This window comes from Streptomyces sp. NPDC088246 (assembly GCF_044741025.1).
In the GTDB taxonomy this organism is placed as follows: Bacteria; Actinomycetota; Actinomycetes; order Streptomycetales; family Streptomycetaceae; genus Streptomyces.
This window is the reverse complement of sequence record NZ_JBIURV010000002.1, coordinates 360,067-376,731: the sequence shown is the minus strand read 5'-3', so window position 1 is coordinate 376,731 and position 16,665 is coordinate 360,067. Positions and strand designations below refer to the sequence as shown.

Annotated in this window: 19 protein-coding genes; 10 read left to right on the top strand and 9 right to left on the bottom strand. The window is 70.2% G+C overall.

What is annotated here, in order from left to right; genetic code table 11:
* The first annotated feature begins 133 nt into the window (after positions 1 to 133).
* Complete coding sequence (locus tag ACIPEK_RS04330) at positions 134 to 1,159, top strand: ATP-dependent 6-phosphofructokinase (protein ID WP_093897439.1); 1,026 nt, start codon at positions 134 to 136, stop codon at positions 1,157 to 1,159.
* Positions 1,160 to 1,406: 247 nt separating this feature from the next.
* A complete protein-coding gene (locus ACIPEK_RS04325) occupies positions 1,407 to 2,411 on the top strand; it encodes a helix-turn-helix domain-containing protein (RefSeq protein WP_401990440.1) in 1,005 nt (334 codons plus the stop codon).
* 225 nt (positions 2,412 to 2,636) lie between these two features.
* Here ACIPEK_RS04325 and ACIPEK_RS04320 read toward each other — a convergent pair whose 3' ends face one another.
* Complete coding sequence (locus tag ACIPEK_RS04320; RefSeq protein ID WP_401990793.1) at positions 2,637 to 3,275, bottom strand: XRE family transcriptional regulator; 639 nt, start codon at positions 3,273 to 3,275, stop codon at positions 2,637 to 2,639.
* Positions 3,276 to 3,408: 133 nt separating this feature from the next.
* Positions 3,409 to 3,585 (bottom strand): hypothetical protein, encoded by a 177-nt coding sequence (locus tag ACIPEK_RS04315; RefSeq protein ID WP_401990437.1) that lies wholly within the window; start codon positions 3,583 to 3,585, stop codon positions 3,409 to 3,411.
* Positions 3,586 to 3,597: 12 nt separating this feature from the next.
* On the opposite strand from ACIPEK_RS04315, the gene ACIPEK_RS04310 reads away from it, so the two are divergent.
* On the top strand, positions 3,598 to 3,780 hold the full coding sequence (locus ACIPEK_RS04310) for a hypothetical protein (RefSeq protein ID WP_401990434.1): 183 nt from the start codon (positions 3,598 to 3,600) through the stop codon (positions 3,778 to 3,780).
* 228 nt (positions 3,781 to 4,008) lie between these two features.
* On the opposite strand, the gene ACIPEK_RS04305 is transcribed toward ACIPEK_RS04310, so the two are convergent.
* Positions 4,009 to 4,476, bottom strand: coding sequence for a hypothetical protein (locus tag ACIPEK_RS04305; protein WP_401990431.1), 468 nt, complete (start codon positions 4,474 to 4,476; stop codon positions 4,009 to 4,011).
* A gap of 43 nt (positions 4,477 to 4,519) precedes the next feature.
* Between ACIPEK_RS04305 and ACIPEK_RS04300 the strand changes: the two genes are divergently transcribed.
* Both ACIPEK_RS04300 and ACIPEK_RS04295 read left to right on the top strand, forming a co-directional pair.
* Positions 4,520 to 5,197 carry a hypothetical protein gene (locus ACIPEK_RS04300; protein ID WP_401990429.1) on the top strand — a complete coding sequence of 226 codons (678 nt, stop codon included), beginning with the start codon at positions 4,520 to 4,522 and terminating at the stop codon, positions 5,195 to 5,197.
* Between the two features lie 52 nt (positions 5,198 to 5,249).
* On the top strand, positions 5,250 to 5,519 hold the full coding sequence (locus ACIPEK_RS04295) for a transposase (RefSeq protein ID WP_401990426.1): 270 nt from the start codon (positions 5,250 to 5,252) through the stop codon (positions 5,517 to 5,519).
* Here the strand turns inward: ACIPEK_RS04295 and ACIPEK_RS04290 are convergent.
* Together ACIPEK_RS04290 and ACIPEK_RS04285 are read right to left on the bottom strand one after the other, a co-directional pair.
* Entirely contained in the window at positions 5,492 to 6,166 is a 675-nt protein-coding gene (locus ACIPEK_RS04290) for a response regulator (protein ID WP_383070729.1), read from the bottom strand. The two genes, ACIPEK_RS04295 and ACIPEK_RS04290, sit on opposite strands and share 28 nt — an antisense overlap.
* The gene (locus ACIPEK_RS04285; RefSeq protein WP_401990423.1) at positions 6,163 to 7,854 is read right to left on the bottom strand and encodes an ATP-binding protein; all 1,692 of its coding nucleotides are present in this window, start codon (positions 7,852 to 7,854) and stop codon (positions 6,163 to 6,165) included. The genes ACIPEK_RS04290 and ACIPEK_RS04285 overlap by 4 nt, the downstream gene beginning before the upstream one ends.
* Before the next feature lie 137 nt (positions 7,855 to 7,991).
* On the opposite strand from ACIPEK_RS04285, the gene ACIPEK_RS04280 reads away from it, so the two are divergent.
* The 5 genes from ACIPEK_RS04280 to ACIPEK_RS04260 all read left to right on the top strand — a co-directional run bounded on the left by ACIPEK_RS04280 (position 7,992) and on the right by ACIPEK_RS04260 (position 12,117).
* Positions 7,992 to 9,356, top strand: a complete 1,365-nt coding sequence (locus tag ACIPEK_RS04280; protein ID WP_401990790.1) for a cation:dicarboxylate symporter family transporter — start codon at positions 7,992 to 7,994, stop codon at positions 9,354 to 9,356.
* 100 nt (positions 9,357 to 9,456) lie between these two features.
* Positions 9,457 to 9,861: a MerR family transcriptional regulator gene (locus tag ACIPEK_RS04275; protein ID WP_401990420.1), complete on the top strand. Its 405-nt coding sequence runs from the start codon at positions 9,457 to 9,459 to the stop codon at positions 9,859 to 9,861.
* 3 nt (positions 9,862 to 9,864) lie between these two features.
* The gene (trxA, locus tag ACIPEK_RS04270; protein WP_401990417.1) at positions 9,865 to 10,209 is read left to right on the top strand and encodes a thioredoxin; all 345 of its coding nucleotides are present in this window, start codon (positions 9,865 to 9,867) and stop codon (positions 10,207 to 10,209) included.
* Positions 10,210 to 10,399: 190 nt separating this feature from the next.
* Positions 10,400 to 10,807 carry a YciI family protein gene (locus tag ACIPEK_RS04265; protein ID WP_401990414.1) on the top strand — a complete coding sequence of 136 codons (408 nt, stop codon included), beginning with the start codon at positions 10,400 to 10,402 and terminating at the stop codon, positions 10,805 to 10,807.
* An 8-nt stretch (positions 10,808 to 10,815) separates the two neighbouring features.
* A complete protein-coding gene (locus ACIPEK_RS04260) occupies positions 10,816 to 12,117 on the top strand; it encodes an RNA polymerase sigma factor (RefSeq protein WP_401990787.1) in 1,302 nt (433 codons plus the stop codon).
* A 224-nt stretch (positions 12,118 to 12,341) separates the two neighbouring features.
* Here the strand turns inward: ACIPEK_RS04260 and ACIPEK_RS04255 are convergent, their stop codons facing one another.
* The 4 genes from ACIPEK_RS04255 to ACIPEK_RS04240 all read right to left on the bottom strand — a co-directional run bounded on the left by ACIPEK_RS04255 (position 12,342) and on the right by ACIPEK_RS04240 (position 16,355).
* Positions 12,342 to 12,977 carry a TetR/AcrR family transcriptional regulator gene (locus ACIPEK_RS04255; protein ID WP_401990411.1) on the bottom strand — a complete coding sequence of 212 codons (636 nt, stop codon included), beginning with the start codon at positions 12,975 to 12,977 and terminating at the stop codon, positions 12,342 to 12,344.
* Between the two features lie 4 nt (positions 12,978 to 12,981).
* Complete coding sequence (locus tag ACIPEK_RS04250) at positions 12,982 to 13,368, bottom strand: hypothetical protein (protein ID WP_401990408.1); 387 nt, start codon at positions 13,366 to 13,368, stop codon at positions 12,982 to 12,984.
* Between the two features lie 803 nt (positions 13,369 to 14,171).
* On the bottom strand, positions 14,172 to 15,071 hold the full coding sequence (locus tag ACIPEK_RS04245; protein ID WP_401990784.1) for an aldo/keto reductase: 900 nt from the start codon (positions 15,069 to 15,071) through the stop codon (positions 14,172 to 14,174).
* 270 nt (positions 15,072 to 15,341) lie between these two features.
* Complete coding sequence (locus ACIPEK_RS04240) at positions 15,342 to 16,355, bottom strand: MarR family transcriptional regulator (protein ID WP_401990405.1); 1,014 nt, start codon at positions 16,353 to 16,355, stop codon at positions 15,342 to 15,344.
* Positions 16,356 to 16,665 lie beyond the last annotated feature (310 nt).

Below are 16,665 nucleotides of genomic sequence, written 5' to 3'. Positions count from 1 at the left end.
TGCGGGAATCCCCGGAGCGACCGAGAACGCGAGGTCCGGACCTGACGTGGGACAATCGTTGTGGCTCACGGTACGGGGGATTCTGTAGCAGCCCCCGAAATGCACGGCACTAGCGAGCAGGAGATACAGCACGATGCGCATCGGAGTTCTCACCGCAGGCGGGGATTGTCCAGGCCTGAACGCAGTGATCCGCTCGGTCGTGCACCGTGCCGTGGTGGGTCACGGCGATGAGGTCATCGGCTTCGAGGACGGGTTCAAGGGACTCCTCGACGGCCACTTCCGCCCCCTCGATCTCAACGCGGTCAGCGGCATCCTCGCCCATGGCGGCACCATTCTCGGCTCGGCCCGGCTGGAGCGCGACCGGCTGCGCGAGGCCGCCGAGAACTGCGCCGAACTGAGTCGCCGTTACGGCATGGACGCCCTCATCCCGATCGGCGGCGAAGGCACCCTCACGGCCGCGCGGATGCTGTCGGACGCCGGAATGCCCGTCGTCGGCGTTCCCAAGACCATCGACAACGACATCTCCGCCACCGACCGCACCTTCGGCTTCGACACCGCGGTGGGCGTCGCCACCGAGGCCATAGACCGCCTGAAGACCACCGCCGAATCGCACCAGCGGGTCATGGTCGTCGAGGTGATGGGCCGCCACGCCGGCTGGATCGCGCTGGAGTCCGGAATGGCGGGCGGCGCGCACGGCATCTGTCTTCCCGAGCGCCGCTTCCAGGTCGAGGACCTGGTCAAGATGGTCGAAGAACGCTTCGCACGGGGCAAGAAATTCGCGGTCATCTGCGTCGCGGAGGGCGCGCACCCGGCCGAGGGCTCCATGCCGTACGCCAAGGGCGAGATCGATCAGTACGGCCACGAGCGTTTCCAGGGCATCGGCAACCGGCTGGCCATCGAGCTGGAGACCCGGCTCGGCAAGGAGGCCCGGCCGGTCATTCTCGGCCACGTGCAGCGCGGCGGCACGCCGACGGCGTACGACCGGGTGCTCGCCACCCGCTTCGGCTGGCACGCGGTGGAGGCCGCGCACCGGGGCGACTTCGGCCGGATGACGGCGCTGCGTGGCAACGACATCAAGATGGTTCCGCTCGCCGATGCCATCACCCAGCTCAAGACGGTGCCGGCGGACCGGATGGACGAGGCCGAGTCGGTCTTCTGACCCCGGACGCGCGCGGCAGCGTCGCAAGCAGTGGCCGGCGGCCCTGACTGTCCCCCCGTGGACGGTCAGGGCCGCTTGCCGTTCCCCCGGCCGTCGGGGCCGTTCCGGAAGGTCGAGGTCAGGTCCGGACGGGCCGTGGTGCCGGAATCCACTCTTGAGCCGGAGGCCCGGATCAACAAGGCTTATCCCTGTCCCGGACATGTCCCAACTCTGTCCGGGCACGGATCCCAGGGGAGGGACACAGCGCATGGTGGTCGAGGGCAGGACTCCGGATCCTCGGGAGGCGCGGAGTGCGGCCGAGTTCATCGCCCTGTTACGGGTGCTCAAGGACGCGTCCGGTCTGACGTTCCGCGAGCTGACGCTGCGGGCCGGCGCGGTCGGGGACGTCCTGCCGCGCTCCACGATCGCCAACATGCTCGGGCGTACGTCGGTCCCGCGCGAAGAGCTCCTCGCCGCTTTCGTGCGGGCCTGCGGCTGCGGGCCCACGGAGATCGAGGACTGGCTCGGCGTGCGCAAAGAACTCGCCGTGCACGGGCAGCGGGCCGGCGCTGCGGATGCACGTGAGGACGAGGCCGGTACGGATGAGGCCGGGGAGGTCCCGGGTACGCCGGCCCTGCGGTCACCCGAGCCGGCCGCCGGCCCGCCCGCCGGCCCGCCCCCTGCCCGTCGCCGGCCCCGGACCTTCCTGGTGGCGGCCGTCTCCCTCCTGGTGCTTGCCGCCGCCGCGGTGACCGTCGCCCTCCTCGTACGCGACGAACGGCCGGGACCCGCCCCTGTCGCCGGACCCGTGGCGGGGCGGACGGTGCAGATCCGGTCCGTCCACTCCGGGCTCTGCCTCTCCGAGAAGCGGGGAACCGACAGCGGCCGGATCTACCAGGTGCCGTGCGACGAGGAGACGATCCCGGCCTTCTCCCTCAGACCGCTGGGCGACGGCGTCTGGCGGATTGTGACCGACCACCCGGACTTCGGCCTCGGCTGCACAGGTATCTGGGACGGGATGCGGGAGGCCGGAGCCTTGATGCAGGACCAGGAGTGCGGCAAGCGCGGCTCCGCGGAGGCGTTCTGGATCGAGCCGCAAGGCCATCCCGTCAAGGGGTACCGGATCCGCCCCGCCCACACCCACCTGTGCGTCGGCGCCAAGGCGGGCAGCAGCAGGCGCGACGCCGAGATGGTGCAGCTGGGCTGCGACGGGGTGGACCGGGGAAGCCTGTTCTCCTTCGACCCGGTGGCCTCGGACACGGCCGGCGGCTGAGAACGCACGGCCGGTCGGAGGTCCGGTGGCTCAGAGCCTGTCGGGTGACCTCCGACCGGGCGGCCACGCCCTGGCACGCACGCTTCCCGCGTTGTCGTCAGTCACCGACTCCCCCATAGCTGAAGGCATGGGGGGACCCCCTTCGCGTCGACTCCCTCCTCCGCCTTGGAATCGCACGTACCAGACCGCGTCCGCTATCCGATCGGAGGTCACCCGACAGGCGTCTCAGACGCTCGTCCCCTGCACCCCCGCCGTCCGCCAGAACCGTTCCATGATCTGCGCCAGGAACTCCCGCCCCGCATCGCCCGTGGCCCCGGCCCGCTCCGTACCCGTGCTGTTCCAGCTCAGCGTCGACACCATCAGCGCCTGGTAGTCGGCGTGCAGCTGTGCCAGCACGTCCTGCAGGAACCCGCGCTCCAACGGCACCAGCTTCGCCAGCGGCCGGACATGGGCCTGCCAGCGCGTCGTCACCGCACTGCGCAACAGCTTCGCCAGCTCCTCGTCCCGGCCCGACACCGTCACGACCCCGGCGGCCGTCAGCCCCAGTACCTCGCTGAGCACCGCGGACTGGCGTTCGTTGCCGCGCCAGCGCCCCGCCTCCTCCATCCGCAGATACGCGGAGGCGGTCAGCCCCAGCAGACGCGCCAGCTCATCGACGGCCAGCTCCCGGGCCACCCGGTGCTCCCGCAGGGTGCGCGCGGCGGTCAGCAGTTCGCCCGCCGAGCACCACAACACCCCGGCCAGTGCCGTGATTTCGTACTCGCTCGGGACGGCGAGCCCGCGCTCCCAGGCAGCAACCGTCTCGGCGCTGATACGGAGCCCGTACTGGGCTCCGAGGCCATAGGCGACATGGCCTGGAAGCATCCCCAGGGCCTCGCGGAGTCGACGCGCGGCGGGGGCGTTGAAGGGCGGGGAGGGGTGCACGGCCCCACCGTAGAAGTCGACACGCCCTCTGACTACGGTGTGTTCCACCGATATCACGGCTCGTAGGAACGTCCTACCAACCCCCTCCCCGCCCCGGCCTGGCTGCGGAACCGGGCAGGACGAGCGGCGGGAGCTCGGCCGCCGATCCGGGCCGGAGGCTGATCCGCAGACCGCTGACGGCCCGCTGGGTGAGAATCGGCTTCAGCCCGTCCCAGGAGTAGGGGCAGCCGTCGATGTCGGGCCCCTTCATGAGGATGGCCGGGTGCGGGCGCCCCGGGCCGCCGCCGACGCCCTGGTGGAGATGTTCAGCGCGCTCGCCCGTCGGCAGCACGAGCACCGCGAGCGCGGCCCGCCGCGCTTGAACCGGATGGCCACCACCGAGCCGATCGCCGCGCCGTCCGGCCGGGCGAAGTCGAAGTCGGCCTGGTCGTCGCGGTCTCACTGAGCGCCCGCATCGCACGGGTCTGCCGCTCAACCGCCTCCGTGATGGCCGGGGCCGGCCGGCGGCCGCATGCGGTATAGTTGATCTTGGAAGTTCGCCGCAACTCGCGGCGGCTGAAGCTGCGTTGGTGGTCCAAGGAAAGACGCCCCGCTTCCTGCGGGGAAATGCAGGTGCAAGGCCTGCCCAGCGCTCGCTCACGAGGCCCTTCCCTCCACCGGGGGAAGGGCTTCGTCATGTTCTCTGCGTCCCGTCCCGCCAAGCGATCCGCGTCGGCATCGGCTCCCCCACCACCGAGTCCCGCAGGAACAGCGGTGTCGAGCCGGCCATGCTCAGGTAGCCGTTCACGCTCCGCGTGAGGGCGAGGCCGTAGCCGTCGGGGGTGTCCGCCCAACCCGTGCGCGTACGGGCAGTCCCTCCGTCCCGCGTCGCCCAGCCCCACTCGCGCCACACCCCCGTCACCAGGTCGAAATACCGGTCGCGGGTGTCCGGCGTGGTTCCCAGCACCCAGTACCGGATGTCGAAGGTCGCCCAGCCGTCATCGGGATGGTTCAGGTCCTCGGACAGGACAACCCCGCGGTGCAGGCCCGCGTGGGGCAGGTCCGGATGCCGCAGCGCCAGCGACAGTTCCGGGGGCAGCGCACGGAGCGTCTCCGTGAAGTGCTGCAGCAGCTGGGTACGGGCCTCTGCCTGTGTTCTCACCCGCATAGGATGCCCGTGATCAAGCGAGAGAGAGGGGGCCCCAGTGGGAGAAATACCAGGCGCGCGTGAGGAGTTGGACCGGCTCGGGCGTGCCCTGCGTGCGCAGCTCGTCGAGCTGATCGACGACCTGACCCCGGGCGCCGACCTCGGCCTCCTCTTCCTCGACGAGCCGAATGTCGCCGACTGGCACGAGCCTCTGCGCTACAGCTACTCGGCCGTGTTCCGTGGGGAACGCCCCGAAGGGGTCGGCGCTGCCGACGTCGCCTCCCGGGCGGCCGGCCTGCTCGGCCCGGCCGACTGGGACGTCGCGGGGCCCCAGGAGGAGATCGACGGCACCAAACGCACGTACGTCCTCACCGCCCGCCGCCCCGACGGCACCCGCATCGAAGTCCGCACGGGCGACCACAGCTCGGCCGTGCTCTACAGCGGGCAGACCCCTGCCCTGGCCCTGCGCGAGCCGGAGGAGTTCCAGTGGCCGGAGCCGGTCCGGACGCCCGAGACCCTCACGCCCGGCTACGTGCTCTGCTACGAGTGCGACGGCCTCGGCGCCTGCCACGGCTGCGGTGGACGCGGCTGGGTGCCCAGCGAGCCTCATGGGCGCAGTAACTGCCGCCAGTGCGGCAGGCGACGCGTCTGCCCCATCTGCCGGGGCGGGGGCCAGTTGGCCGTCTCCCAGCTGTCGGCGTACCAGCTGACCTACTACCCCACACTGAGCCAGTAGCCGCCATGACCTGTTTCGAAAGTTGATCAAGGTCCTGCGATGATCACCTCTCGTGGCTCTGGGAGATCTGACTGACACTCAACGGGCGGTGCTGGAACCGTTGTTGCCGAAGGGCGTCAAGTCTGGTCGGCCGTCGGTGCACAGCAAGCGGCAGCTGATCAACGGCATACGGTTCCGCACGCGCACCGGCATCCCGGGGCGGGACCTGCCGGAACGCTATGGGCCGTGGGAGACGGTGTACGGGCTGTTCCGGCGCTGGCGGCGCAGCACCCTCCTGGCCAGTGCCGTACGGGGTCAGCGCCCCTGGGACACCCACCGGTAGTGCAGCTCCGGGCGCCCGATCTGACCGTACTGCGGGCTGCGTACCGCGCGCCCCACCGTCACCAGATGTTCCAGATAGCGGCGCGCGGTGATCCGCGAGATGCCCAGCTCCACCCCGGTCGCGCCCGCCGTCACTCCGTCCGGGGCGGCCCGCAGGACGCGGGTGACGGCCTCCAGCGTCGGGCCGCTCAGCCCCTTCGGCAGCCGGGTCGGCTGTGGCGCGCGCAGTGCGCCCAGCGCCCGGTCCACCTCGTCCTGACCGCTCGCCTCACCGGCTGCCGCGCGGAACTCGGCGTAGCGGACGAGCCGGTCGCGCAGGGTGGCGAAGGTGAACGGCTTCAGCACGTACTGGACGACACCGAGCGACACCCCTTCCCGGACCACCGTCAGATCACGCGCCGACGTCACCGCGATGACATCCGCCGAGTGCCCGGCCGCACGCAGCGAACGCAGCAGCTGCAGACCGTGCCCGTCGGGCAGATACAGATCCAGGAGCAGCAGATCGACCGGTGTACGGTCCAGCGCCCGCACCGCCTCCGCGCGCGAGTGCGCGACCGCGGCCACGGTGAATCCGGGGACGCGGCCCACGTACAGCTGATGGGCGTCCGCGGCGACGGGATCGTCCTCGACGACCAGCACCTGGATCATGCGGTGGCCTCCTTCATGGTGTGCGTCGTGCGATTGCCGCCGGCCAGCGGCAGCCGCACCGTGAACTGCGCACCGCCGTCCGGGCCGCGGTCCAGCGCCACCGTGCCGGCGTTGCGATGCACCGCCTGCTGTACGAGGGCCAGCCCGATCCCCCGGCCCGCGCCGTGCGTCGACCAGCCCCGGTCGAACACCTCGGCGGCGTCGTCCGGATCGATCCCGGCCCCGGTGTCGGCGACCCGCAGCAGCAGCTCGCCCTCCCCGGCGAGCGCGGTGACGGTGACCCGGGCGCGGGCGGCCCTCACCGGCACCGCTTGCCGCCGGCCGGGCACGGCTCCGGGGCCCGGCGTACCGGTCGCCGCCTCCGACGCCGCGTCCACCGCGTTGTCGATCAGATTGCCGAGGATCGTCACCAGGTCCCGTGGCGGCAGAGTCGCGGGCAGGGCGCCGTCGTCGATCAGGCTGTCGTCCGCGAGCACCAGCTCCACCCCCCGTTCGTTCGCCTGCGCCGCCTTGCCGAGCAGCAGCGCCGCCAGCACCGGTTCGGCGACGGCGCCCACCACCCGGTCGGTGAGGGCCTGGGCCAGTTCCAGTTCGGCTGTCGCGAAACCCACCGCCTCCTCGGCCCGGCCGAGTTCGATCAGCGAGACGACCGTGTGCAGCCGGTTCGCCGCCTCGTGCGCCTGTGAGCGCAACGCCTGGGTGAACCCGCGCTCCGAGTCCAACTCGCCGGACAGCGCCTGAAGTTCCGTGTGGTCGCGCAGCGTGACGACCGTACCGCGCTGCTCCCCGCCCACCACCGGGCGCGTGTTGACCACGATCACCCGGTCCGCCGTCAGATGCAGCTCGTCGACCCGCTCCTCGGAGGAGAGCAGCGCACCGGTCAGCGGCGCCGGCAGATCGAGGTCGGCGATCCTGCGCCCGACCGCACCCGGCCCCAGCCCGAGCAACTCCCGGCCCGCGTCGTTGATCAGCGCGATCCTGCGCCGCCCGTCGAGCATCAGCAGCCCCTCGCGCACCGCGTGCAGCGTGGCTTGGTGGTAGTCGTGCATTCGGCTCAGCTCGGCGGCGTTCATGCCGTGCGTGTGCCGCCGGAGCCGGGCGTTGATCACATACGTTCCGATGCCGCCGAGCGCCAGCGCCCCGCCCGCCGCCAGCCCCAGCGCCCCGAGCTGTGCCCGCACCTGTGAGGAGACCCGCTCGACCGTGATGCCCGCGCTGACCAGACCGGTGATCCTGCCGCCGTCCCGGATCGGGGTGACGACCCTGATCGACGGGCCGAGCGTGCCGGTGTACGTCTCCGCGAACGTCTCGCCGCGCAGCGCCCGCGCGGTGTGGCCGAGGAAGGGCTCCCCGATCTGGTCCGCGTCGGGGTGCGTCCAGCGGATCCGGTCCGGGCTCATGATCGTGACGAAGGCGATCCCGGTGTCCCTGCGGACCTTCTCCGCGTACGGCTGCAGCACGGCGGACGGGTCCGGGGTACGGATCGCCTCCCGTACGGACGGCGAGTCGGCGATCGCCAGCGCCGCCGTCCTGACCTGCCGGGTCGCGGTCTCCTTCGCCTGTGCGCTGCCGGAGACGTAGGCGAAGAACGCACACCCCGCCACCACGGCCGCCACCAGCACCACCTGCATGGCGAAGAGCTGGCCGGCCAGGCTGCGAGGGCGGGTACGGGGGCGGGGGAGACGCATGGCCCCAGTCTGCCTGGCCGAAAACATATGAACGAAATGCACGTAACAGTGACCACCGTCACAGGGGGGCGGGATAGTCACCAAGCCCCCCAGGGACGGGGGAGCGACCTGGACGAGCCGAGGAGAACCCCGTGGGAGTGGTAGCCGCCAAGCGGGACCGTACGCATTACCTGTATCTCGCCGTGATCGCGGCCGTGGGCCTCGGCATCCTCGTGGGCTTCGCGGCCCCGGACTTCGCCGTCGAGCTCAAGCCGATCGGTACCGGCTTCGTCAACCTCATCAAGATGATGATCTCGCCCATCATCTTCTGCACGATCGTGCTGGGCGTCGGATCGGTGCGCAAGGCCGCCAAGGTCGGCGCGGTCGGCGGTCTCGCCCTCGGCTATTTCCTGGTGATGTCGACCGTGGCACTCGCCATCGGTCTGCTCGTCGGCAACATCCTGGAGCCCGGCCAGGGCCTCCACCTCACCGAAGCGGTCCGCGCCGCCGGTGAGAAGCAGGCGGCGGGCGCCAGCGAGTCCACGGTGGACTTCCTGCTCGGCATCATCCCGACGACGATGGTCTCCGCCTTCACCGAGGGCGAGGTGCTGCAGACCCTGCTCGTCGCCCTGCTCGCGGGCTTCGCGCTCCAGGCCATGGGCTCGGCGGGCGAACCGGTCCTGCGCGGCATCGGCCACATCCAGCGCCTCGTCTTCCGCATCCTCGCCATGATCATGTGGGCGGCCCCGGTCGGCGCGTTCGGCGCGATGGCGGCGGTGGTCGGCGAGACCGGCGTAGACGCGCTGAAGTCGCTCGCGATCATCATGGTCGGCTTCTACGTCACCTGCGCGATCTTCGTCTTCGTGGTGCTCGGCACCATCCTGCGACTGGTCGCCGGGGTCAATCTGCTGGCTCTGCTGAAGTATCTGGGCCGCGAGTTCCTGCTGATCCTCTCCACCTCCTCGTCGGAGTCCGCCCTGCCGCGGCTCATCGCGAAGATGGAACACCTGGGGGTCAGCAGGCCGGTCGTCGGCATCACCGTGCCGACCGGCTACTCCTTCAACCTCGACGGCACCGCGATCTACCTCACGATGTCCTCGCTCTTCATCGCCAACGCGATGGGCGACCCGCTGAGCGCGAGTGAGCAGATCTCGCTCCTGCTCTTCATGATCGTCGCCTCGAAGGGCGCGGCCGGAGTCACCGGCGCGGGCCTCGCCACCCTCGCGGGCGGCCTCCAGTCGCACCGCCCCGGACTGGTCGACGGCGTCGGCCTGATCGTCGGCATCGACCGCTTCATGAGCGAGGCCCGCGCCATGACGAACTTCGCGGGCAACGCGGTGGCCACCGTCCTGGTCGGCACCTGGACCAAGGAGATCGACAAGGAGCGGGTGGACCAGGTCCTGTCCGGTGCGCTCCCGTGGAACGACCAGATGCTCAACCAGGATGCCGACCACGGCGACGGCACGGGCACCGTTCCGGAAGCGCGGGGCAGCGACCAGGAGCACGCCGCGGCCAAGGCCTAGGCGCCGAACACCCAGCACACGGAATGGGCCGTCGCGGGAGCTCCCGCGACGGCCCTTCGCGCTTGCCTTGACGTCCGCGTAAAGGTTTACGGTCGAAGACATGCGCATCGGGGAGCTGGCCGAACGGGCCGGGACGACCACACGGACTCTGCGGTACTACGAGTCACGCGGACTGCTGCCCGCGCGGCGGGCCGGAAACGGCTACCGCGCGTACGACGAGGACGATCTGCGTCTCGTCCAGCAGATCAGGACCCTCCAGGACTTCGGCTTCGAACTGGAGGAGACCCGGCCGTTCGTCGAGTGCCTGCGCGCCGGTCACCCGGCCGGCGACGCCTGCCCCGCCTCGCTCGCCGTCTACCGGCGCAAGCTCGGCGAGCTCGACTCGCTCATCGAGCAGCTCCAGGCGGTACGCGCCCAGGTGGGCGCACAGCTCGCGAGGGCCGAGCTGGAGGCCGCGGCAGAGCTTCCCGGCGGTCCGGAACCACGTTGTGAACTGGGAGGATGACAGATGATTCATGCAGCAGAGGGCGTGGCCGAGGTCACCGACACCACCTTCGACGCGGAGGTGCTGGCGGCCGATCTCCCCGTACTGGTCGAGTTCACCGCCGACTGGTGCGGCCCGTGCCGCCAGCTCGCCCCCGTGCTCAGCGCGGTCGCCGTCGAGGAGGCCGGACGCGTCAAGGTCGTCCAGATCGATGTCGACCACAACCCGGGCATCGCAAGCCGGTACGCGGTGCTGGCGACACCGACCCTGATGGTGTTCCGCTCCGGCGAACCGGTGAAGTCGATGGTGGGCGCCCGCCCCAAGCGCAGGCTGCTCCAGGAGCTGGAGGACGTGTTCGAGACGGTGTGAGGCGGGGCGTCGAGGACGTGCATGCCCTCCACGCCGAACAACTCATCGGCCCGGCTTACCGAGGCTCATCCACGAGAGCCAAAAAATTCGGACGGCGATTTCGCACGACGATGTCGAGAACCCGTGGCCGGCTCCGTCCTCGCAGTGAACGCGACCAGAATGGGTCGCACCAGCATCGAGGAGAATCACGATGGCCAAGTACTTGCTGCTCAAGCACTACCGTGGCGCCCCGGCTCCGGTCAACGACGTCTGTATGGACCAGTGGACGCCGGAGGAGATCTCGGCGCATGTGCAGTACATGCAGGACTTCGCGGCCCGGCTCGAAGGGACCGGCGAGTTCGTCGACGGCCAGGCGCTCGCCCCCGAGGGGACGTGGGTCCGGTACGACGGCGAGGGGCGCCCGCCGGTCACCGACGGCCCGTTCGCCGAGACCAAGGACCTCATCGCCGGCTGGATGGTGATCGACGTCGACAGCTACGAGCGCGCCGTCGAACTGGCCGGGGAACTGTCGGCCGCCCCCGGGGCGGGCGGGAAGCCGATCCACGAGTGGCTCGAGGTGCGCCCGTTCCTGGCCGCGCCGCCCACCATCACGGAGTGACCTCCCGGATGAACGAGGCCCTGCTCCGGAGCCTCACGCCGAGCGTGCTCGGCATCCTCGTCCGCCGCGGAGCCGACTTCGCGGCGGCCGAGGACGCCGTGCAGGACGCGCTCGTCGAGGCGGTCCGCGTCTGGCCGGCCGGCCCACCGCGGGACTCGAAGGGCTGGCTGGTCACCGTGGCCTGGCGCCGGTTCCTCGACGCGGCCCGGGCGGACACCGCCCGCCGCCGGCGTGAGAACCTCCTCGACGAGGAGCCGGCGCCCGGACCCGCACCCGCGGTGGACGACACGCTCCAGCTCTACTTCCTGTGCGCCCACCCGTCGCTGACGCCCTCGTCCGCGGTCGCGCTCACGCTGCGCGCCGTCGGCGGGCTGACCACCCGCCAGATCGCCGAGGCCTACCTGGTTCCCGAGGCGACCATGGCGCAGCGCATCAGCCGGGCCAAGCGCACCGTCTCCGGCAATGGGATATCCCCTGCTCAATGGGGCCTCCCCTGCTCGAGCGAAGCCGAGAGCTTGGGGAAGAAGCCGAGAGCTCGGGGAAGGTTCGACCAGCCCGGCGACGTCGCCACCGTGCTGCGCGTCCTCTACCTGGTCTTCAACGAGGGCTACTCCGGCGACGTCGACCTCGCCGCCGAGGCCATCCGGCTCACCCGGCAGCTCGCGGCCGCGATCGACCACCCCGAGGTGGCGGGGCTGCTCGCCCTCATGCTGCTCCACCACGCCCGGCGCGCCGCCCGGACCGCGCCCGACGGCAGCCTGGTGCCGCTCGCCGAGCAGGACCGCGACCGGTGGGACACCGAGTCGATCGCCGAGGGCGTCGAGATCCTGCAGACGGCCCTCGCCCGCGACCGGCTGGGCGAGTTCCAGGCCCAGGCCGCCATCGCGGCACTCCACGCCGACGCGCCCACCGCCGAGGAGACCGACTGGGTGCAGATCGTCGAGTGGTACGACGAGCTCGCGCGCCTGACCGACAGCCCGGTCGTGCGGCTCAACCGCGCGGTGGCCGTCGGCGAGGCCGACGGACCGCGCGCCGGCCTGGCGGCGCTCGCGGCGCTGGACGACTCTTCTCCAAGCTCTCGGCTTCTTCCCCAAGCTCTCAACTTCGTTCGAGCAGGGGAGACCCCATTGAGCAGGGGAGACCCCATCCCCCGCCACGCCGCGGTGGCGGCGTACCTCCACGAGCGCGACGGCGACCTGGCGACGGCGGCACGGCTGTACGCCGAGGCGGCCCAAAAGGCACCCAACCTCGCCGAGCGCGACCACCTGACGCGCCAGGCCGCCCGGCTCAACGCCCGCCGGTGTCACTGAGGGGTCGCGCTCACGCGTTGCCGGCGGGGAAGCTCAGCGGCGACGACAGGCGCGCTGGAGGCGCCCGCCCCGGAGAACCTTGGCACGCTCATCGTCCAGGCGTGGGTACCCCGTCCAGCCCAGAAGGAGTTCCTGCACATCTGCGCTGAACAACCCATCGCGTTCGTGCTGTTCTACGAGATGTCGTGAGATGGCTCGCTGAATCCGGGGTTGCGCCACCAGGATCAATTCCGCTGGATGCCGGCGAGCAGGATGTCCGCGAGTTTGTCGGCGTAGTCGTCAGGGGCGATGTGGGAGTGCTTGGTTCCGAGGTACCCGATCATCATGTCGATCGCCCCTTGGTAGGTGATGGCCATCACGCGCGTGTCGAAGTCGCGCAGGGTTCCCTCGGTTTGGCCGCGTCGGAACAGCGATTCCTGTGCCTGGTAGGTCTCTTCGTAGGCGTCAGGCGTCAGGCGCGGCGTGCCATCGGAGTGACGCAGGTTGTGGGCGATGTGGTTGAGTGCGGTGAGTTCTCCCTGGTGGGTGGCGGTCAAGGCCGCAGCTCGGCGCAGGGCTGCGCGGATGATGTCCGGGACCGGCTCGGTCAGGTCGAGCGAGTTCGCGATGCGGTCGCGGATGGTAGTCATCGTCGCCTTGGCAGTGGACTCCATCAGGTCGTCCTTGTCGGCGAAGTAGTGCCAGATGAGGCCCTTGGATACGCCGGCCCGCTCGGCGACGCGAGTCAACGACAGGCCGTCGTAACCGCAGTCGGCGAGTTCCTCCACGGCTGCGGTCATGATTTGTGCCCGGCGTTGATTCTCGTCGAGCCGCTGCCGACGTGCACCCGGCCTTGTGGTTTGTGAGGACGAAGTGGTCATGCCGTCACTGTGGATCATTGGCCTGGTCATCGGCGACTGGCCGGCTGTTCCGGCGAACCCGGATTGACAGGATCGCAAGGGTCAGCATCATCGCGGCGATGACGAGCATCTCTCCGCGCATCCACGCAGGGAAGACGCCAGGCAGCGCGGCCTCGACGAGATTCACCACCAGCAGGACACACCCGATGATGGTGAGTGCACGAAGGCCGGAGGGACTCCCTTTGAGTGCGGCGCGCGTCCGCACGGGCAGCACGATTGCGAACACGGCGACGATCACGGCGTGCCCCCATGCCTCGTCGGTCGCCAGATGCGGTGCCGCCACCGCCAGGACGGCCAGGGCCACCAGCGTGCCCAAGGCCACTAACACGTAGGCGGTTACCAGTTGCTTCACCCTCGCGAGCGACGCCGACCCGAGCTCATCTCTTGCAACGCTATTGACCATGCGGTCAATCTAATTTCAGTTGACCGCATGGTCAATAGAAGGAGGTGGGGTGCCTGACCGGTGAGCTGCCGGGGGAGCAGTGGTGCATTGGCAGTCGAGGTGTGGTTGTGCGCTACGAGCGGCCCCCGGCTGCATTCGATACACGCCCTGGCCAGGAGCCGGTGTCGTGCCCATCATGGTGATCGCGGGGTCGAGTGCGGCGGCTCGGTCGGGTGGTGTCGGGTCCGGGTGGGCATGGAGACAGGGCCTCTGGTGCGGCTCGGGACCGTCGAAGACCGTCGAGCGCGCCAGGAGGCCCGGATGTTGCAATTGCGCGTCCTTGTCGGAGGCCCCTCACTCCCGGAGGGTGACGGGGCCAGGGCGCCGGGCGCCTGCGGCAGGGGCGGCAGAGGCCGTCGGGGAGCGCTTCGGATGGGCCGGGTGTGCCGCATTCGGCCATGGGGCGCCGGGTAGGCCAATACCTCAGGCCACAGCTAGGGAGCGCCGGCTCCAGGGAGCGGCATTCCCCGGGAGGACCGCGGTGCCCCGCCGTTGGTCCCGGACTGCGTCCAGCGTGCCGCAGTGGACAGGATCTTCAGCATGAGGCCTTACTCCTGAAGATCGCGCGGTGGCCGCGAGCCAGGGCCTTGACACGTCCCATCGGCGCGCGATGTCCGGACAGGCCATGGCTCGGATCGCCCCCCGGCCAGGCCCTGACTCCGCGATGACGATCCCGTCCTGGGATGTACTCAGCGGGTTGCCGGTAGTCGGCGTCAGGATCCGGCGTGGCTGATCGAGTCGAGGAGCTGGAGTTCTCTCTTCGTCAGCCGCAGTGCGCCCGCCGCCACGTTGTCGACGAGATGCTCAGGATTGCCTGTCCCCGGGATGGCCAGCACGTGGTCACCTTGTTGCAAGGTCCATGCCAGGCGTATCTGCGTCGGTGACACGCCGTGTGTACGGGCGACGGCGCAGACGTTGTCGTGCTCGGCATGGACAGCTCCTGCCTCGTGTCCCTGCCCGGCGACGGAGAAGAAGGGTACGAACGCGATGCCATGTACGGCACATGTGCGGAGCATCCGTTCACCGCTGGGCTCGTCGATGCTGTGGCGGTTCTGGACGCACACCACCGGTGCGATCGCCAGTGCTTGGGACAGGTGCTCGGGGCGGGCATTGGAAATACCGAGCTGACGGACGAGTCCGGCGTCCCGCAGCTCGGCGAGGGCCCCGAAGTGCTCGCTGATGGAGTCCTGGCCCATGATGCGCAGGTTGACCAGGTCGAGGTGGTCGCGGCCGAGTTGGCGCAGGTTCTCCTCAACCTGGCCGCGAAGCTGGTCGGGCCGTGCCGGAGTGGTCCACTCCCCGGAGGCGTCCCGTGCCGGGCCGACTTTGGTGGCGATGACGATGTCGTTCGGGTACGGCGCGAGGGCCGAGTTGATGAGTTCGTTGGCGGACCGTAGCCGGGAGAAGTAGAACGCCGCGGTATCGATGTGGTTGACGCCGAGTTCGACGGCGCGACGCACCACGCGCATCGCCTGGCCGCGGTCGCCGGGGATGCCGCGGTGGAAGGGAACGCTGCCGGTCAGACGCATGGCGCCGAAGCCCATCCGGTTGACCTTGAGGTCTCCGAGCAGCCACGTGCCCGCCGCTGCCGCAGAGACCGTGCTCGATGTCATCTTCTCCATCAGCTCCATTCGATCGGCCATCGCTTCTCGGGCGGTCCGAGGCTCGACGGTCCTGGAGTATGCGCAGGTGGACGGCGTGGCGGGAAGGCATGGAGCGTTGGGGGAATGTCACAGCGCGATCGGAAACTCTGGATACGCACGGTGAGTTGTTACTACCGACGCTTCCTTCTCATAACTCCCCGTCACGAGTGGAGCCGGGTGAGGTGCGCGGCGGCCGTGAACTGGTTCAGCTTGTTGATCGCCCGCCGACGCGCGGGAGTATCAAGCGTGCTTGAGCATGCCCCGGAGTTCGGCGACGAGGCCGCGGACGGCGCGTTCTGCGTCGGCTCCGGCGGCCTGCTTGATTGCGGTGTCCGGGGCGGGTGTGCGGCAGCGGCGGCAGAGGCCGTCGGGGAGTGCTTCGGACGGGCCGGGTGTGCCGCATTCGGTGCATTCCACCATCAGGCGCCGGGCGGGGCTGCCGGGCGCGGCCGGTGAAGGGGTGGTGGGCAGGCGGGGCGGGATCTTGTCGTTGAGGCGACGGCGTACGAAGCCGATGGGGGAGCCGACCCGGGCGGGGAGGCCGGAGGTGAGGGCGTGGGTGAGGTAGTCGGTGTCCACGCCCCGGGTGAACCACTGGGCGGCCAGGGGTTCCAGGACGGCGCAGTCGGCGGCGGAGAGGGACAGGCGCGGTTCGATTCGGCCCAGTTGGGCCAGGGCGAGGTACGCGGGCGAGGGCTGCCCCGGGGCCGGTTCGGGGGTTCGCTGCTGCGGTACGACGGGTACGGGGCCGGGCGAGGTGGGCTGCGCTGCGGGCTCGGCCGGTGTCACGGGGGCCGGGGTCGGCGATTCAGCACCGGCTCGGGGAGCGGTTGCTTCGTGGGTGGCCCGGTCGTTCTCGGCGTCCAGGAAGGCGCCCCACCATTCATTGTCCCGGGCAGTGCGGGACCAGAAGGTGCGGGTGACCCAGCGGACCTGGCCGCGCTCCTCGACACGGCACTGGGCGTACCGCAGGTGACCGGCCACTCCCAGCGCCCTGAGGGCGCTGCCGACGGCCATCTGCCCGTACATGGGGATGCTCCTGGCCAGCGACTTGATGTCCATGGCCGCACCGTCGGGCAGATGGTCGACGTACCCGGCGATGTAGCGCTCACGCTCGGGCAGCAGCATGAAGTCGTCAGCGCGCGGCGGGCATTGGTCCGATGCGGATCGCTTGCCGTAGCCGCGGTTGGCCTTTGCGTACGGGCGCGAGGATGCGGGCGTACGCAGGGCAGGGCTAAGGTTCTCGGTAGCCACGAGATCGGGTCCTAACGATCTTGGGGTGAGACCCCGGCCCGGTGCTTCGAACACCGCGTCGGGGTCGTTTCGTTGGGGGCACCGTAAGCAGCCGCGACAGCGCGCCGCAAGCTGGTCAGGATTAGTCGTACTTGGTGGCCGTGACGGAGCAGGGAGGGTGGGGAGGTTTGCCCAATCCCCTTCATTCACCTACCGGTTAACCAAGAGCGCTCGAATCCCGGAGCCCGGAATCCGACGCCCGGATCCCGAAGCTCAAGCGTCGGGCCCAGCTCCCTCCCCGACCCACGAAAGAGTGACTCAGCCGGTCCCG

Coding starts and splice junctions, on each gene's coding strand:
- ACIPEK_RS04330 (WP_093897439.1), top strand. CDS start 134: ATGCGCATCGGAGTTCTCACCGCAGGCGGGGATTGTCCAGGCCTGAAC.
- ACIPEK_RS04325 (WP_401990440.1), top strand. CDS start 1,407: ATGGTGGTCGAGGGCAGGACTCCGGATCCTCGGGAGGCGCGGAGTGCG.
- ACIPEK_RS04320 (WP_401990793.1), bottom strand. CDS start 3,275: ATGCTTCCAGGCCATGTCGCCTATGGCCTCGGAGCCCAGTACGGGCTC.
- ACIPEK_RS04315 (WP_401990437.1), bottom strand. CDS start 3,585: ATGAAGGGGCCCGACATCGACGGCTGCCCCTACTCCTGGGACGGGCTG.
- ACIPEK_RS04290 (WP_383070729.1), bottom strand. CDS start 6,166: ATGATCCAGGTGCTGGTCGTCGAGGACGATCCCGTCGCCGCGGACGCC.
- ACIPEK_RS04285 (WP_401990423.1), bottom strand. CDS start 7,854: ATGCGTCTCCCCCGCCCCCGTACCCGCCCTCGCAGCCTGGCCGGCCAG.
- ACIPEK_RS04275 (WP_401990420.1), top strand. CDS start 9,457: ATGCGCATCGGGGAGCTGGCCGAACGGGCCGGGACGACCACACGGACT.
- trxA (WP_401990417.1), top strand. CDS start 9,865: ATGATTCATGCAGCAGAGGGCGTGGCCGAGGTCACCGACACCACCTTC.
- ACIPEK_RS04265 (WP_401990414.1), top strand. CDS start 10,400: ATGGCCAAGTACTTGCTGCTCAAGCACTACCGTGGCGCCCCGGCTCCG.
- ACIPEK_RS04260 (WP_401990787.1), top strand. CDS start 10,816: ATGAACGAGGCCCTGCTCCGGAGCCTCACGCCGAGCGTGCTCGGCATC.
- ACIPEK_RS04255 (WP_401990411.1), bottom strand. CDS start 12,977: ATGACCACTTCGTCCTCACAAACCACAAGGCCGGGTGCACGTCGGCAG.
- ACIPEK_RS04245 (WP_401990784.1), bottom strand. CDS start 15,071: ATGACATCGAGCACGGTCTCTGCGGCAGCGGCGGGCACGTGGCTGCTC.